The sequence below is a fragment of the [Leptolyngbya] sp. PCC 7376 genome (assembly GCF_000316605.1).
Taxonomy (GTDB): Bacteria; Cyanobacteriota; Cyanobacteriia; order Cyanobacteriales; family MRBY01; genus MRBY01.
This window is the reverse complement of sequence record NC_019683.1, coordinates 1266574-1283206: the sequence shown is the minus strand read 5'-3', so window position 1 is coordinate 1283206 and position 16633 is coordinate 1266574. Positions and strand designations below refer to the sequence as shown.

12 protein-coding genes are annotated in these 16633 nt (G+C 45.0%); 1 reads left to right on the top strand and 11 read right to left on the bottom strand.

The window, feature by feature from the left end; all coding sequences use genetic code 11:
* Window positions 1–67: 67 nt before the first annotated feature.
* The 11 genes from LEPTO7376_RS05845 to speD form a co-directional block, all read right to left on the bottom strand.
* Window positions 68–1015: a lipase family protein gene (locus LEPTO7376_RS05845; RefSeq protein ID WP_015133294.1), complete on the bottom strand. Its 948-nt coding sequence runs from the start codon at window positions 1013–1015 to the stop codon at window positions 68–70.
* A gap of 132 nt (window positions 1016–1147) precedes the next feature.
* Window positions 1148–2047 (bottom strand): heterocyst differentiation master regulator HetR, encoded by a 900-nt coding sequence (gene hetR, locus LEPTO7376_RS05840; protein ID WP_041763190.1) that lies wholly within the window; start codon window positions 2045–2047, stop codon window positions 1148–1150.
* 871 nt (window positions 2048–2918) lie between these two features.
* Window positions 2919–4142, bottom strand: coding sequence for an SUMF1/EgtB/PvdO family nonheme iron enzyme (locus LEPTO7376_RS05835; protein WP_015133291.1), 1224 nt, complete (start codon window positions 4140–4142; stop codon window positions 2919–2921).
* Complete coding sequence (gene egtC / locus LEPTO7376_RS05830) at window positions 4142–4912, bottom strand: ergothioneine biosynthesis protein EgtC (RefSeq protein ID WP_015133290.1); 771 nt, start codon at window positions 4910–4912, stop codon at window positions 4142–4144. The genes LEPTO7376_RS05835 and egtC overlap by 1 nt, the downstream gene beginning before the upstream one ends.
* A 56-nt stretch (window positions 4913–4968) precedes the next feature.
* On the bottom strand, window positions 4969–6090 hold the full coding sequence (locus LEPTO7376_RS05825) for an aldo/keto reductase (RefSeq protein WP_015133289.1): 1122 nt from the start codon (window positions 6088–6090) through the stop codon (window positions 4969–4971).
* 24 nt (window positions 6091–6114) lie between these two features.
* Window positions 6115–7185, bottom strand: a complete 1071-nt coding sequence (locus tag LEPTO7376_RS05820) for a tetratricopeptide repeat protein (protein ID WP_015133288.1) — start codon at window positions 7183–7185, stop codon at window positions 6115–6117.
* Window positions 7186–7366: 181 nt separating this feature from the next.
* Window positions 7367–8485 carry a recombinase RecA gene (gene recA, locus LEPTO7376_RS05815; protein WP_015133287.1) on the bottom strand — a complete coding sequence of 373 codons (1119 nt, stop codon included), beginning with the start codon at window positions 8483–8485 and terminating at the stop codon, window positions 7367–7369.
* Window positions 8486–8659: 174 nt separating this feature from the next.
* The gene (ribBA, locus tag LEPTO7376_RS05810) at window positions 8660–10327 is read right to left on the bottom strand and encodes a bifunctional 3,4-dihydroxy-2-butanone-4-phosphate synthase/GTP cyclohydrolase II (protein ID WP_015133286.1); all 1668 of its coding nucleotides are present in this window, start codon (window positions 10325–10327) and stop codon (window positions 8660–8662) included.
* Between the two features lie 78 nt (window positions 10328–10405).
* The gene (locus tag LEPTO7376_RS05805; RefSeq protein WP_015133285.1) at window positions 10406–12103 is read right to left on the bottom strand and encodes an ATP-binding protein; all 1698 of its coding nucleotides are present in this window, start codon (window positions 12101–12103) and stop codon (window positions 10406–10408) included.
* A gap of 354 nt (window positions 12104–12457) precedes the next feature.
* Entirely contained in the window at window positions 12458–12688 is a 231-nt protein-coding gene (locus LEPTO7376_RS05800) for a hypothetical protein (protein WP_015133284.1), read from the bottom strand.
* 120 nt (window positions 12689–12808) lie between these two features.
* Window positions 12809–13201 (bottom strand): adenosylmethionine decarboxylase, encoded by a 393-nt coding sequence (gene speD, locus LEPTO7376_RS05795; protein WP_015133283.1) that lies wholly within the window; start codon window positions 13199–13201, stop codon window positions 12809–12811.
* 209 nt (window positions 13202–13410) lie between these two features.
* Here speD and clpB point away from each other — a divergent pair, with 209 nt between their 5' ends.
* The gene (gene clpB / locus LEPTO7376_RS05790; protein WP_015133282.1) at window positions 13411–16566 is read left to right on the top strand and encodes an ATP-dependent chaperone ClpB; all 3156 of its coding nucleotides are present in this window, start codon (window positions 13411–13413) and stop codon (window positions 16564–16566) included.
* Window positions 16567–16633: the final 67 nt, after the last annotated feature.

Genomic DNA, 16633 nt, shown 5'->3' with positions numbered 1-16633 from the left:
TATTTCTCAACTTAAATTTTGAGGTGTGGCGATCGCCTCAAACATTTTCCATTTACTAAACCAATAACTAAACAATATTTTGTGGATTATCAAACGCACCTTTCAGAATAGAAATATAATCCCCAAGATTATGATCTTTGATACCATCAGTACCCAAATTACCGAGATCTTCTAATCTACCTTTGAGCATATCCTTCTTCTGTTGCCACCAACCCAGATCTTCAAGATGGACTTTTTGATCAGTGTCCAAATAAATTAATTTGCCAGTGTGCTTATAATCAATCACCGACGAATTTTGACTGATATCAACGGGAATTCTGGCCACGATATCGTTATTGTTCACCACACGGAATATTAATTTGACGTACTTATGCAAGGTTTCATTAAATGATTCATCTCCGACTCGAGGTTGACCATAATCATAAAGACTAATCATCGGTTGGAATACCTGTAAATCTTCCCCGCAAGCCACAGAACAAAGCACCGCCATGGCAGCCCCAAGACTATGACCAGTCACAAATAACGGACGTTTCTTGAGGTTGAGCAACTTCTCTAGGGTTCCTTTCATGCCAGGCTTATGAACTAGTTCTTCAGCTCCTTCCCAGATCCGCAACTCAGAACTCCACAATGAGCGAAAAGTTGTACAGAAACCACGATGAACCCGACCACCAAATTGACGCACCTGCTTTAAATCTAAATCAGTGAGGACATCCTGCATTGCCGAGACCTCAGTACCACGAAATGCAATGATAATCTTCTCGTCATCAGCCAAAATTAGACCTTGGGCATCATCATCAATATTGTGACAATCATAAAAATAATATTCTGAAAAGCCCCAAGCTTTTACTTGTTCAATAAAAAAAGTTCTATCTTTGTTGCCTTGATCATTATCTTCAAAATGTTTGTATGCAAGACTCGAAACTTGGGCTAGAGAATAAGCGTTTGCAATACTAAATGTATTAGCATCTGCCTGAAAGGGAAACTCTTTTGAGACAGCTTGAGAGTTCTGAGACATAGCGATTTCTTCCAAAAATTCAATGCATCCTCAATGTATTTTAGGTGAGGAAAATTCAAACCATGAAAAACACTAACAAATCGAGATGATTCGCGGAGACTCAACAATCTCAATTAAACTGACGAAATTTCGCTAACCATCCTTTTGACCGAATACCATCTGTACGGCCATCGTTTGTTCACCGCGCTTATGATATTTATCCGCCCAAGCTCGCATCATCTCATCCAGTTCTGCTTGCGCAGCTGGGAGATCTTCGTCAGGAATATCCAACGACTCGAAAATACGCATCACGTTCGGTTTCTTTTCCGACCACTCCCGCATCAATCGGAAATACCGCGCCGTATCTTCCACCATTGTATATAGACGCTCCGCTTCACCCTCTGGCTCATAGGTCGTACGCAGCAGAACGTAATAGGGCATGCCCCAAGGATTATCGAGACGCATTACCGTCTCAGCATGGAGTAGGCGGCGTTTAATATGTTCAGCCAAAGCCTCACTCAAAGGCATCCGGCGATCGCTAGGAAATTTCTCTTGAGACCGTTGGTGCAAAAACTCGATCAAATCCGAAAATTGCAACGAACTAATAACCTGAGCTTGAGGCAAATCCTGAGGGAGGCGCTGCTCAAAATAGTCACGATGTTCAGGAGACAGCTGATTACCAGACATGGGGGATTTCCCAGCCTTCAATGGATAATGCTCCAACCAAACATAAGGTAACTCAATTAAATATGACGGTTCCTGTGACCCCAACATTTTGAGTAGCTGACCTTCTCGCAGGGCAGACTCAATTTCTCGAACGATAACCTTGACTCGCTTTGGCTCAATATGGTGCAGATGGCCTGTCATCCGAAGATTGCCATCTTGCTCCTGATAAGTCGTATAGACAGCACATTTTGCCGCTGTCGCTGCTGCATCGAGGAAGGCTCCGTGGCGATATCCTGTCCCTCGCAACACACAAAACGCTAAATACAACAAAATTTCATCGAGGGCACTCGGATTTAAATCTTTAAGTAAATCCAATTCAGTCTTCATCACCATGTCGATAGATCAACAGTTAAAAAATAAATGTGGCTGAGCAGGAAAGAAAAGTAATGCAAGCTATTGCATCATACCGGAGTCTCTTGTGTACAAGGTGTGCGACAACCTTGTCACTGCATGAATGATACAGCTTTAGAAGCAACGAACCCTAACTAAATTGCAAATTATCTCAGGTCTCTCCCTCTATTGTAGGCAACTTTTCAGGGAGTCGTCGAGATTTGGCGATCACAAAATTCCTTCAAGAAAAAGATTCTAGAAATTCCGGAGATACACCCTCCTTTCAGTAAAAAGAACTGTACCGTTTAAAGTCCATTAGGGCAATCTGCTATGACTACGAAAAATACAATGGTAATGCTCTTTTCAATCAGTCTTTTTTCTACCCTAAGTTTATTCGGAGAATCAGCACAAGTTTCTGACTCTAAATCTATCGAGAGCAATCTTTTTCTAAGCGACTCAAACTCAGTAGAAATTGCAGAAAGAGGTAGCGGCAGAATTGAACCTAGTGCAACTTCTAGTGTTTTAGAACGTCATTCCTTTAGCTAGAGCTTTATGGCATGTAGAACAATGTCAATACCTAGCATCAGTCAAAAAAGTATCAACTTAACCAGGGTCAATTTATCGCCATATTTAGTCACTCTTGAGAGGTTACGGTGAAATATTTTCTTCTTATTAGCAGTTTGTTATTCGGTTTATGTGTTGCGCCCGGAATTGCGAGGGCGAATAGCATGGGCATAGGAGAACAAATAGAAGCAAGCCTATCGACCAAAGAGGGTGATACTTGCATCAATATTCGTGGCTGTGGCCGTCGGGATAAGATTTAAAGCCGACTATCACTGATATAGAGTTGCAACCTTACTCAACTCAGTTAGCACACACAACGGAAACCAGCAAAGATTTCTCTCGTCCAAGGGTGATACCAATTGCGAAAGGTATTGCGGATTCCCCATCGTCGGGTTACCCAGCTGCCACCTCGCAGCACAAAGTGTTCATTATCAAAATAGTTGGCGGAATACCCTTTATAGGGATAAACCACAAATTCAGGATAGGGTTGAAAAACTGAGGCTGTCCATTCCCACACGTTTCCAATGCAGTCATCACACCCATAAAAGCTTTGATTTTTTGAATAGTAATTTACAGAGACAATACCCCGTTGCTTGAGGCTATGGTTGCAACAGTCAGCTTGCCAATCATTGCCCCATGGATAGAGTTGAGTCTGTTGGGTGTGAGGTTGCCACGCGGCAGCTTTTTCCCATTCATATTCGGTAGGTAAACGTTTACCAACAAAGTTGGCATAGGCTTGAGCTTCGTAATAGTTCACGCCACAAACAGGATAGTCTCGATATTTTTCAGCATTCAACCAGTAGAGTGGCTTGGTCACTTGGGCTTGGGTTTGCCATTGCCAGCCTTCTGCCGTCCAATATTTTTTTGTTTGGTAGCCACCAGAATTAATAAAGGTTTGAAATTCACCGCAAGTCACAGGATAGCGATCAATTTGATAGGTTTCGAGATCTATCCAATGGGGCGATCGCTCATTATCCTGCGCCACAATATCATCTGATCCGCATCGAAATTTGCCGGCTGGAATTTCCACCATACTGGGTTGAAAACTCTGTGGTGTATCAGCTTGAATTGCAGCAAACACTGGTTGAGCAGCATTAAGCTTATGAAGAGCCAGCACAAAGGCGATAGTTTCATTATGTTGGGTTTCATGTTGCAGTAGCCATCGCCACAGTCTCTCTTGTTTCTCTAGAGGGGCGATCGCCAAATACTCAAAAACTTTTTCTCGAATAACAACTAGGTAGTCCTGAATAACCTTGAAATCTGGCAATTCTTGGCGTTTTTCCTTTGGTAAGCCATCAGCAGCAAAGAGTTGACGATATTCTGTAAAAATTGGTGATTGTCCAGCAAGATGCTCCAAAATCCAAAGGGCTTCGGTAAAGGCGATATGTCCCAGGTGCCAGCCAATAGGGCTAAAAGTGGGATGAGCTTGCTGACAAAAAGTTTGGGGATCGATGTCTTGGAATAACTCTAGGGTAAGTTGGCGAGATTGCTCAAAGGCTTGTTTTAGCTCGGTTCTCAGGTCGGACATTAGTGGGTGATCGCCTCAATATATCGGTCACGGTTTTCATTGATGATAATTAAACTTTGTTCGGGAAAAGACTGCCAAGCTTTATCGTTTAGCGGCTCTGAGGCAAGGATTATGCCTTCTGGTTCTTCGCAGAAATATAGTGTCGGGACAGCGGCATTATGAGAATATCGGGTTGCAAAAAGCTGTTTGCCATCGCTTAAAACAATGTTGGCAGAGAAGTGAGTTTGATAGGTATTTGCCCAGTTTGTGAGTTCTTCTAGAGCCTTAAGAATTGCTATCTTGAGACAATCTTTATAGTGATTTAAAATCAACGCAAAGAGATGTTCAGAATCAGTTGTTCCTTGAATATTTTGATATAAATCATCGTTTAATTGTGAACGAATTGGACGATAAAGTGTTTTGCGGAAATTATTAATATAGCCGTTATGAATAAACATCAAATTATCGGCAACAAACGGCTGGCAATTACTTAAATCAACGGGCAAACCGGGAGTCGCACTACGAACATAAGCCAGGACACAATTCGACTCTAAATAGCGACTGATTTGAGGCAGATTAATATCACTCCAAATCGGTAATAAGCTTTTGTAAGTGTAGGGTAAATCATCTTTTGTGGGATGGTACCAGCCGAGGCCAAAACCATCTGCATTCAGTAAACCAGCGGTCATTTCTTTAGGCTGATAACTCTGCACTTCTAGGGAATGAACAGGCTCCAATAATAGGCGATCGCCCTGGGTTGGTTCACCGAGATAAGCAAGTAAGCGACACATAAATCAGCAAAGATAACCCATTAAAAACTGTTGACTATCCTATATCCTAAAGACCTTTATTCCCAGAGACGGCGGCGGGGTTTGCCATTCAGTCGTTGGTGGGCATCTTTGAGTAGGGTGGGGATCGCCAAATTTTCAGGGCAACGAGGCAAACAATCGCCACATTCAGTACAAGCATTGCCTTTTTTACCGGGAAACCAATGCCCCGCATTTTCGAGCATTTGATAACGATATTCGCCATAATCTTTCATGTCATAGGCGATCACCACATTTCTCAGCCGCAAAATTTCAGGGATATTAATCGCTTCAGGACAAGGCAAACATTTATAGCACTGAGCACAATAGTCAGCTTGGAGGGTCTGTTTTTTGTGCTGTTCTAATCGTGCAAAACTCGCTTTTTCTTCGTTCGTTAAAGGATAAGTCTGATCGGCGATCCCCCCTAAACTATTCAACTCTTCTGGTTGTGTAGCCCCAAAACTGAGAGTCGTAATGCGGGGATCTGCCAGCAAAAAACGATAGCCCAGCTTTAAAGGGTCAAATGGTTCGCACAAATTTTTCAGGGTTTCAGGTGGTCGATATAGTTGTCCGCCTTTATCCGCTGGCGAAATAATAAAAATTCCCATATCCTGCTCCGCAGCTGCGGCGATCGCCTCTGCATTTCGCTGAAAAAAATAGTAGTAATGAAGATTGATAAACTCGAACAGCTCAGTCTTAATCGCTTGCAAAATTAGTTCTAAACGGCCATGGGTTGAGAAACCGAGATGACGAATTTTTCCTGCTGTCTGCAACGCCTTTAAAGCATCGAAACCATCCCCTAACACCCATTGCAAATGTTGTTCAAGATTAATCCCATGCACCGCCACGGCATCCAAATAATCGGTCTGGAGCAATTGCAATGACTGATTAATCTGCGTGGCTACATCAGCAACATCTCCCTTTGGTAACACCTTGGTTGTGAGATAAATCTCCTCGCGCAACACACCCAATTCAGAGAGCGATCGCCCCAGAAATTTTTCACTATTACCGTAGCTGGGTGCCGTTTCAAAATGATTAATGCCAACTTCAAGGGCACGTTGCACCGTTGCAGACATCGTTGCCTGATCTGCTAACGCCCGCATTGTTCCGAGGGAAAACACAGATAAGTCTAAATTCGTTTTCCCAAACCGTCGATATTGCATTTTGTCGAGTGAGATGAAAGTTGTTTAGCTATCGGTGATCGCCGCGATCAGAGCATCAATTTTGCGTTCACCCTGCTTATTATTTTGCAGACGATAGAGATTTTTCGCTGTTTCTAGCGCCTCAATCGCTTCCGCAGAACGGTTACGACCTTGGAAGGATAAGCCAAGTTTTTCATAAGCATTCGGGTCATTCGGCGTCAGTTCACTTAATTGTCGATAGGCAATAATCGCAATCAAATAATCGTTATCTTTAAACGCAGCAGAACCAAGTCCTTCTAAAGCTTCTGTCGATTGTGGATTCAGCTCCGTTGCACGCTGAAAAGCATGGATCGCCTCGACATAAATTTGCTGATTTTCATAAATTCTGGCGACTTTCAGCTGTACTTTAAAGTCTCTCGGGGACAAACGGCGCGCTTCATCGAGAAAGGCGATCGCCTTATCTTTATCACCAAGACCAAACCAAGTTACCGCAGCTTGTACCCGTAAATCACCATCAGTTGGAAGCTTGCGGAACGCATTATCAAGGAGAGCTACTGCGTCTTGATTGCGACGTAACTGCAGTAAACTGGCAATGCTATTGCGAGTTGCATCGGTGTTATTAGGGTTAAGCTGTAAAACTCTTTGGTAAGCACTCAACGCTTGTTCGTAACGGCCACTCCGGAAGAAGACAGTCGCTAAACCAAGATTGAAATCAACATTATCTGGCTTCAGCTCAACGGCACGGCTATAGGCATTAATCGCATTGGTGTAGTCGCCGCTATTGCCCAAACTAAATCCCAGAGCTTGATAGAACTGAGGGTTATCATTTTCTAATTGCACTGCCCGCTGGTAGGCGATCGCCGCCTCTTGAAAATTCCCCAGCTGGGCATGAGCATAACCTAAGCCTGAATAGATGCGGGCATTATCAGTCTCTAACTGCGCCGCATCTGCATACCGTTCGATCGCCATCGCAAAATTTTGATTTTGAACAGCTTCATTTCCCTGCTGTAACAAAGCGTCTAATTCTGGATTTGCCCGCAATGCCGTCGGTATAACCAACTGAGCGGCGATCGCCAAACCGAAACCAAATATCCAACGGGAGAAACGACGACTCATAAGATAGTAACGTTACGTTTTTTTACAGTAATTGTGCGTCCGATTCTAACATGCAGCTTTCAAGACCTGTTTTCCGTACAAAAAAGGAAGCTGATAATTAAATCAACTTCCCTTTTTTCTGATGTTTGATTGTGCTTTCGATGAATCCCGGTAGAGGTTGACCAGGGTCAACCCCTACTGATTATTTTTTCTTTTTAGAATCTTTACCAAAGCCAGATGCCTTGACATTATTATCATTTGCCTCAGCTTTAGTTGCATCAACGTCTTTCTCGCCAGTATCTTCAGCAAAACCCATCGCACTCAAATCCAGATTTTCTCGGACTTTCTTATGAACGACGTTGGCAATTTCAGGATTTTCCTCAAAATATTTCACCGCATTGTCGCGACCTTGGGCAATATTTTCGCCTTCGTAGCTATACCATGCTCCCTTGCGATTGACGATACCAGTCTGTTCAGCGAGGTCAAGCATACAACCCACACCTGAAATTCCCTTACCGAAGATAATGTCAAATTCGGCGATCCGAAATGGGGGGGCGACCTTATTCTTTGCAACTTTTACTTTTGCTCGAATTCCAAATTCTCCCTGAGCACCTTTTTTGAGGGTTTGAATACGGCGAATATCAAGACGTACCGACGCATAAAACTTCAAGGCAGTACCACCAGTTGTGACCTCTGGGCTACCATAGCTAATGCCAATTTTCTGACGGAGCTGGTTCAGGAAAATCACAGTACAGCCGGAGCGACCCATATTACCAGCGATTTTCCGGAGAGCTTTACTCATCAAACGAGCTTGTAAACCAACCTGAATATCCCCCATTTCCCCTTCAATTTCAGCGCGAGGAACGAGAGCGGCAACAGAGTCAATCACAATCAAATCAACGGCGGCAGAGCGTACCAACTGATCCGTGATTTCTAGCGCAGATTCACCATTATCGGGCTGTGCCACCAATAAATTCCCGATATCAACGCCAAGAGCCGCAGAATAGGTTGGGTCAAGGGCATGCTCTGCATCGACAAAGGCTGCCACGCCGCCTGCTTTCTGCACTTCGGCGATCGCATGGAGCGCAACCGTAGTTTTACCAGAACTTTCAGGGCCATAAATTTCAACAATTCTGCCTTTTGGAAAGCCACCGCCCATCGCCAGGTCAAGGGTCAGAGCGCCACTGGGAATGGTTTCCACGCGCATCCGCGCTGCATCACCGAGACGCATAATCGCCCCTTTACCAAAATTGCGCTCAATTTGATTTAGGACAAGGTTTAAGGCTTTTTCCTTATCAGGATTTGTGGAAATGGCTGACATTCGCTACCTCGGTTAATGTCGATTCGTGAATAGAGTAGAGTATTGATTTTAGATCAACAGTACTTATTTTATTGTAGCCGCTGCAAAAAAGAGTATTAAGTTATTCGCTCACTAATGAGCCTCTATCTTAAACGGAAATTTTTTGGCGACAAGCCCAACATTGATGTAATAGGCTTACATATCCCGTTGGAAATGGTAGATGGCCTGAGGGTTTAAGGTCTTACTCCCAATGAATTGCGGCAGTTTCTCCCAAGCTAAAAATTCACGATCCAATTTAATTTGTAATCCGGCCATTGGATCTTCGCCACCGGTTGCCATCATCAGCTCCAATTGGGTGAGATCTGACCATTCAGTTAGGTTTTCGAGAATATTGGCGATCGCCTGCAAATAAGGATGATTTGTCTCGGTATACCAATCAGCAGCAGCGAGTTTAGGCTGATCAAAACCAAAGTGAACAATTAAGGGCGACCCAGAAAATACAGCATTGGCCACTGGACGTGCTTCTTCGCGCACCAGCAAATGTTCCGTTTGGGCCATTACTCGCAATTTTTCAAGGTAATCATACCGCTGCTCAATATCTTCCTGTCCTTGCCAACGGAGGGCGATCGTCGCGAGGTGCGTTTGCAGGAGCATATGTCCCAACTTTTGTGCTTTCGTGGTGAGATAACGATTATTGAAATCATTACTCTCGATTAACAGAGGAACACGGTCAACAACTTCTAAGCCATAGCCTTTCAGACCAGCAATTTTACGAGGATTGTTGGTGATTAAACGAATCGCATGGACACCGAGGTCATTGAGCATCTGTGCACCCATACCGTAGTCCCGCAAATCTGCCGGGAACCCGAGACGTTCGTTTGCTTCGACAGTATCCAATCCTAAATCTTGCAATGAATAGGCTTTAAGCTTATTTACCAAACCAATTCCACGACCTTCTTGACGGAGATAAACAACAATTCCCTGACCTGCATTTTCAATCATTTTGAGAGCAGCAATCAGTTGCATCCGACAGTCGCAGCGCAAGGAACCAAGGGCATCCCCTGTTAAACATTCTGAATGCACTCGTACCATCACAGGCTTATCTGCGAAATCCTTGGGGTCGCCTTTTACGATCGCAACATGTTCAGTTTCATCTAGGGCGTTGCGATAAGCGTAAATATTAAATTGACCAAATTCTGTTGGCAACTTTGTAATGGTTTCGCGCTGTACAAAACGATCATTTTTCAGACGATAGGAAATTAGATCAGCAATGCTAATAATTTTCAGCTCAAACTTTTGAGCATAGGAAATCAGCTCTGGCAAACGTGCCATCGAGCCATCATCATTTTGGATTTCGCAGATGACGCCAGAGGGATATAACCCAGACAAACGTGACAAATCTACGGCAGCTTCTGTATGACCAGCACGCTTAAGAACTCCGCCTTTTCTTGCCCGGAGCGGAAAAATATGACCAGGACGGTTGAGATCTTCGGGATGGGAATCTGGATTAATGGCGACTTGGATCGTGCGGGCGCGATCATCGGCGGAAATACCTGTCGTTACGCCGAGACGTGGATGGGCATCAACACTGACTGTAAATGCAGTTTGGTTACTATCTGTGTTCTTGCTAACCATTAGCGGTAAATCTAGGGCATCGAGGCGATCGCCTGTCATCGCTAAACAGATCAAACCCCTTGCTTCCACCGCCATAAAATTAATCATGTCAGGGGTCGCAAACTGAGCTGCACAGATCAAATCCCCCTCATTTTCACGGTTTTCATCATCTACAACGACGACTGCGCGACCCGCTTTAATATCATCTAGCGCCGCTTCAATCGAATCAAATTGCCAAGCTATATCCACTAATCTTCAGATCTACCAAATGTAATGTTTCTTTCATAATCTGCCTTTATTGTAACGGTTTGGCGGATCTGATGTGGCCTAGGAAATCACCTGGGGATCGTCGGTTGGGTCATGTTTTAGCAAGGGTTTTTGATTAAGAGGCATAGAGAATGTCACAGTGGAACCGAGGTTTTCACCCATGCTGTAGAACGAAATTTTGCCGCCAATTGCCTCCACAAGTTTTTTGGAAATTGCAAGTCCTAAACCTGTACCACCATATTTTCGGGTGTGTCCTCCAGTGACCTGCGAAAAACTTTTAAATAGTTTTTCTTGCATATCTAGTGCAACACCAATCCCCGTATCTTCCACTTTGATTTTGACCATGCCAGGGAAGGTTTGGCCATGTTGTGACACATCTTTAAAGACCAGTTCCACACTCACAGTAATGCCACCTTCATGGGTGAATTTGAGGGCATTACTGACAAGATTGAGCAAAATCTGGAAGGTCCGCTGGTAGTTGGAATAGAGAAGAATATCGTCGTAGGTATCCGGCACAATAATTTCCCAGTCCAGACCTTTGGTTTGGGTTTGGGGGCGGGCAAAATTATCAATATTTTCAAGCAGTTCAGAAAGACTAATGGCATCTAAATCAACATCAATTTTGCCGGATTCAATTTTGGCGATATCGAGAATGTCATTGATCAGATTGAGGAGGTGAATGGCACTCTTATGGGCTTCATCAACAAATTCTAATTCCTCTTCTCGGTCATCAGCCATATCGTCCAAAATCAGTTTTAGGAAGCCGATAATACCATTCAGAGGCGTACGCAGTTCATGGGTTGTACTAGCCAGGAAATCACTTTTCAGGCGGGATGCTTCAGTGGCGGCCTGGTTAGCCTGTTCGAGTTCATGGTAGAGAGTCGCATGGGCGATCGCCGTACCGAGTTGTTCTGCCAATTCTTGGGTCAGTTCTTTTTCCCCCTCACTCCAGAGTCGGGGATTATCACATTGCTGGAGACAGATAAAACCGTTAACTTTATTCTGATAAAGGGTCGGCACCACAAATGCAGATTGGCTGTCGTTCAGAGCAGCTGTCAGATAATCCACTTCAATCACGTCACGAGTCTGCACTGCATTTTCTAGGAGAGGGCTTTCCGGCGATCGCCACTGCACGCCAAGTACGGAAGGCGCATTCGTATTGCGATATTCAGCCATGACTTGAAACGCATGGAGACTCTCGTCATAGGACAACAAGAGACAACGGCTCACTTCCAATGCTTCGCCCAACCCCATCACCGCTTCTTGGCGAATGGCAACCAAATCGAGGGTACTGCGAATTTTACGGGCAACTTTCGTTAATACCTTTTGGTAAGGGTCAGGCTGTCGGGGCAGACTCGGCTGTTGAGTGAGAGCACTGTCGCTGCCAGTTAGCTGATGGGCGATCGCAATAATCTGCTGGACGGCACCATCGGATTGCAAAATTGGGGTGAGATTAATTTCTAAAGGTAATGGGCGATCACCCACCTCAAATAAACAGGTCACCTGCTCTGGTAAATGCCTTTCAAACACTCGAACCACGACCTGCTGTAGCTTTTCCGGTTGAGTTGTCTGCAACCAATCCACCATAGGGGAACCAATCAAACTCTGTGGCTCTAACCCAAACTCACCAGCATCTCGCCAATAAAACCCCGTACAAAGACCATCAATATCCTGCAACCAAATCAGCTCCGCACCTAAAGCTTGCCAATATTGCAAATGCAGTTCATTGCGAGAAATCAGGGTCGGGGTAACCTTCATAATTTCTTGTACCTAAAGGAGCGACAGGGAGATTACGGAGTCTGAGACTGAAGTTATATGCACTAAATTGCGGGTTAGTTTCAGGCAGTTGACAGGCGATAAAAATCGAGAATGTCAATATACCTAAAATGGCTCTAATGTTTCAGCCATTACTATAAGCCTGGATTTAGTAGACAACTACAGTCCGTTAACAATTAGTAGAGACTACTGAAATAAAAGGATGTAGTCCGTAGATGTGAATAAAGACGCTTGAAATTTTCCCTGAAGCTTCAGTTGCAGTATTCTCTGCTTGAAAAGTTTTAGAGAATACACAACTCGAATTTGATGTAGTCAGATTATATTTATCAACTGAGCCTAGTCATTCCATTCACCTTTTGGCGGAACGGGAGGATTGCGGCGTAAACGACGGGTTAATTCATCATCACGAGTCCGCTCACCCCGTAACCACTGTTTCACAGCGGTTTCAATCACTTTGCTGGGATCGTTTGTTAAATGCTTGATTTGTTCTAAAACAGCAGGGTCAAGTTGAATCGACACTTCTGTCTTCTCGGTTTGTGATTGTGTGTCGATGGAGTTATTTTCCATTAGGTGCAGGGGAACGTATTAATACGATTTTAACAAACTACGCACCCATAATCTTTAGGCCAAATCATGGGTGAGCAGTTGCTTCTATCAGAGTTTATTGATGTTTCAGATGAGCCATCTCTAGCACGCTTTGGCGATGATTGCTGGCGTCGGATTCGCGAGATGAGCTGTGGGAAAACCACGCTCTAATTCTGTCATTTTATAATCTGTTGCTTGCAGAGCTGTACGGAGAAAATCCATGGCCTCAAGGGGTTTCCCGCTACCGCAGAAAAATAAGTCAGCAGCAAAATAACCGTATTCTGGCCAAGTGTGAATGGCAATATGAGATTCAGCTAACGTTGCAGTAGCCGTCACACCATGGGGACTAAACTGATGCACACACAGGTCAATAAGGGTCGCTTCTCCCGCGGCGATCGCCGCAATCATTGCTTGACGGATACCTTCAGGATCATTTAATAGATCAGCAGGAGAGCCCCAACAGTCCACCACAAGGTGAGTTCCCAATTTTTTCATTCTCTTTATCCTTACACTCCAAAACAGGTGAATAAACAATATGTGGATGGCATAGGCACTTCAAGATAAGCGAAATTACTCAGCTATCTGCTCCTAGTTTAGCGACAATATTTTCGGATGGGGCGGCGATCGCCCTCCTGATGAGCACCAAGGACTTGTTATACTGTGCTGATAAAAAATATGTATCCACTTTAAAGTCTTAGCACCTGATGCAGCCCACTGACCCCAGTAAATTTACCGAACAAGCTTGGGATGCGATCGTCAAGTCACAAGAGGTCGCCCGACGCTACAGAAATCAAAATCTAGAAGTGGAACATTTACTGAATTCACTCCTAGAACAGGAAGATGGGTCAGCAGCAGGTTTACTGCAAAAAGCAACAATTGATCCTGCACGTCTACAGCAGCAAGTAGAGCGTTTTACAAAACAACAGCCCAAACTCCTCCGGGGTGATCAGCTTTATTTGGGTCAACAGCTCGATACATTACTCGATCGTGCTGAAGCTTGCCGTAATAGCTGGCAGGATACGCTCATCGGCATTGAACATTTACTGGTGGGTTTTGCGGAAGATGATCGCTTTGGGCGGCGCTTTCTACGAAGCTTCAACCTCGACCCTCAGGATGTTGAAGTCAAATTAAAAGAAGCACGCACTCCCCAAGAAACACCCGAAGAAGAGGGGGAAGAGGCAACGGCAGAAGGCGGCAATCAAGCAGAAGGACGACGAGGTGCCCTCAATAAGTACGGCAGAGATCTCACTGAACAAGCAAAGGATGGCAAGCTCGATCCGGTAATTGGGCGAGATGATGAAATCCGCCGAGTTATCCAAGTTCTCTCCCGTCGCTCCAAAAATAATCCAGTTTTAATTGGTGAACCGGGTGTCGGTAAGACGGCGATCGCCGAAGGCTTAGCTCAGCGGATCGTAAATGGTGATGTCCCAGAGTCTCTGAAAGACCGTCAGCTGATGTCCCTTGATATGGGGTCGTTAATAGCAGGCGCAAAATATCGCGGCGAATTTGAAGCTCGTTTACGTTCTGTTCTTAAGGAAGTCACCCATTCCGACGGCCAAATTATTCTCTTTATTGACGAAGTTCATACTGTTGTCGGTGCAGGCGGTGGCAACGGCACAATGGATGCGGGAAACCTACTCAAGCCCATGTTAGCGCGGGGCGAGTTGCGGTGTATCGGTGCAACAACCCTAGACGAATTTCGTAAAAATATCGAAAAAGACCCTGCCCTAGAACGACGATTCCAACAAGTCCTCGTTAAACAACCCACCGCCGAAGATACGATTTCGATTTTGCGGGGTTTAAAAGAGCGTTACGAGCGCCACCATGGCGTTAATATTACAGATTCTGCCCTCGTTGCGGCAGCAACTCTATCCAATCGTTACATCACCGACCGTTTTTTACCCGATAAGGCTATCGATTTGGTCGATGAAGCTGCCGCCAAACTAAAAATGGAGATTACCTCCAAGCCCGTTGAGCTGGAAATTATTGATCGTCGCCTAATGCAATTGCAGATGGAGCAACTATCTCTTAAAGGCGAAGAGCAGTTAGGGGCAAATTCACCCGCATATTTAGCTTCCAAAGAACGACTGGAACGTATTGACGAAGAAATTCAAGGGCTTGAAGTCCAACAAAAAGACTTATCTTCCCAGTGGCTTGCGGAGAAAAATCTGATTGACGAAATTAACGAACTGAAGGAAGAAGAGGAACAACTCCGCCTCCAAATCGAACAGGCAGAGCGAGCCTACGATCTCAATAAGGCGGCTCAGCTCAAATATGGTCGTCTTGAGGGTCTACAGGAGGAGATGACCGCCAAAGAGGAAAAGTTACTAGAGATTCAGGCTGCAGGCGATGCAATGTTGCGAGAGCAAGTGACAGAATCCGATATCGCAGAGATCGTAGCGCGGTGGACAGGCATTCCAGTCAATCGATTGATGGAGTCTGAACGCCAAAAATTACTTCAACTAGAAGGTCATCTCCACAAGCGTGTTATCGGTCAACAGGAAGCAGTTGAAGCTGTAGCTGCAGCAATTCGTCGGGCACGGGCGGGGATGAAAGATCCCAGTCGTCCGATTGGTTCTTTTATGTTTATGGGCCCCACTGGTGTCGGTAAAACAGAGCTTGCGCGGGCGTTGGCAGCATTTCTCTTTGACAGCGAAGAGGCAATGGTGCGCATCGATATGTCGGAGTATATGGAGAAGCATGCCGTTTCTCGTTTAATCGGTGCGCCTCCGGGATATGTGGGTTATGAGGAAGGGGGACAATTATCGGAAGCGGTGCGCCGTCGTCCCTACTCCGTTGTGTTGCTGGATGAGGTAGAGAAAGCACATAAGGATGTTTTCAATATTTTGTTGCAGGTACTCGATGATGGCCGGATTACGGATTCGCAGGGTCGTACGGTAGATTTCCGTAACACAATTATTGTGATGACCAGTAATGTCGGCAGTGAGTTTATCCTGAATCTTTCGGGAGATGACACGAAATACGACCAGATGCAGCAGAAGGTTACAGGTTCATTACGTAAGCGATTCCGACCTGAGTTTTTAAATCGGATTGATGAGCTGATTATTTTCCACACGCTTATGCGGGATGAGCTGAAAGAGATTGTAAAGCTGCAAATTAAGCGGATCGAAAAGTTGTTGGCTGATCAAAAGATTGCTCTCACGTTAACGGATGCAGCTCTCGATCATGTGGTTGAAGCGGGTTATGAGCCAACGTTTGGGGCAAGACCACTTAAGCGTGCTATTCAGCGGGAACTAGAAAACCCGATTTCTACAAAAATTTTGGAAGCTGATTTTACGGATGGCGATCGCATCATTGCCGACTGTGTTGATGAGGTACTGGTGTTCACGAAGGAAGCAAAGCCTGTTGAAGAACCTCCTGTTATTGAGGAAATTTTGCCAGAGGAAACCCCGCAGGTGGAAGCAACTCCAGAGGTCGAAGAAACTCCAGCAGAAGTGGCAATCATTGCAGAGGTGGTAGCAGAGGAGCCTCCAACAGTAGAAATTGTTGAAGCAGCAGTACCAGAAGTAGAAGTGCCGACAACCGATCCAGAAGCTGAGATTGAACCAGAAACTGATGTCGATGATGTTGCGCCAGCGATTGAAGTTGAGTCTGAAGTGACAGATGAGGCGATCGCCCCAGTAGACCAAACACCAGAGATTGACGATACAACAGAAGATACCAATTGGCTAGATGAAGAGCCTGTTGGAACTGAGATTACACTTCCTGTCATCTCAACCGAAACAACCGAGGAAGAGACTGACAACCCAGAGCCAGACTCAGATACTGATGATGCACTTACCGAAGAAATATCTGAACCAGCCCTAGCAGGCGTTGATCCTGAGGAAGAGTGGATTTAAAGCGCGAGGGGAGAGCGCCTCTCCGCTACAAAATAAAATTGCTTTTCTATCTAGTAGAAAAGCAATT

Bases quoted from the DNA above. Each gene is read 5' to 3' on its own strand.
- LEPTO7376_RS05845 (WP_015133294.1), bottom strand. From the start codon at position 1,015: ATGTCTCAGAACTCTCAAGCTGTCTCAAAAGAGTTTCCCTTTCAGGCA.
- hetR (WP_041763190.1), bottom strand. From the start codon at position 2,047: ATGAAGACTGAATTGGATTTACTTAAAGATTTAAATCCGAGTGCCCTC.
- LEPTO7376_RS05835 (WP_015133291.1), bottom strand. From the start codon at position 4,142: ATGTCCGACCTGAGAACCGAGCTAAAACAAGCCTTTGAGCAATCTCGC.
- egtC (WP_015133290.1), bottom strand. From the start codon at position 4,912: ATGTGTCGCTTACTTGCTTATCTCGGTGAACCAACCCAGGGCGATCGC.
- LEPTO7376_RS05825 (WP_015133289.1), bottom strand. From the start codon at position 6,090: ATGCAATATCGACGGTTTGGGAAAACGAATTTAGACTTATCTGTGTTT.
- LEPTO7376_RS05820 (WP_015133288.1), bottom strand. From the start codon at position 7,185: ATGAGTCGTCGTTTCTCCCGTTGGATATTTGGTTTCGGTTTGGCGATC.
- recA (WP_015133287.1), bottom strand. From the start codon at position 8,485: ATGTCAGCCATTTCCACAAATCCTGATAAGGAAAAAGCCTTAAACCTT.
- LEPTO7376_RS05805 (WP_015133285.1), bottom strand. From the start codon at position 12,103: ATGAAGGTTACCCCGACCCTGATTTCTCGCAATGAACTGCATTTGCAA.
- LEPTO7376_RS05800 (WP_015133284.1), bottom strand. From the start codon at position 12,688: ATGGAAAATAACTCCATCGACACACAATCACAAACCGAGAAGACAGAA.
- speD (WP_015133283.1), bottom strand. From the start codon at position 13,201: ATGAAAAAATTGGGAACTCACCTTGTGGTGGACTGTTGGGGCTCTCCT.
- clpB (WP_015133282.1), top strand. From the start codon at position 13,411: ATGCAGCCCACTGACCCCAGTAAATTTACCGAACAAGCTTGGGATGCG.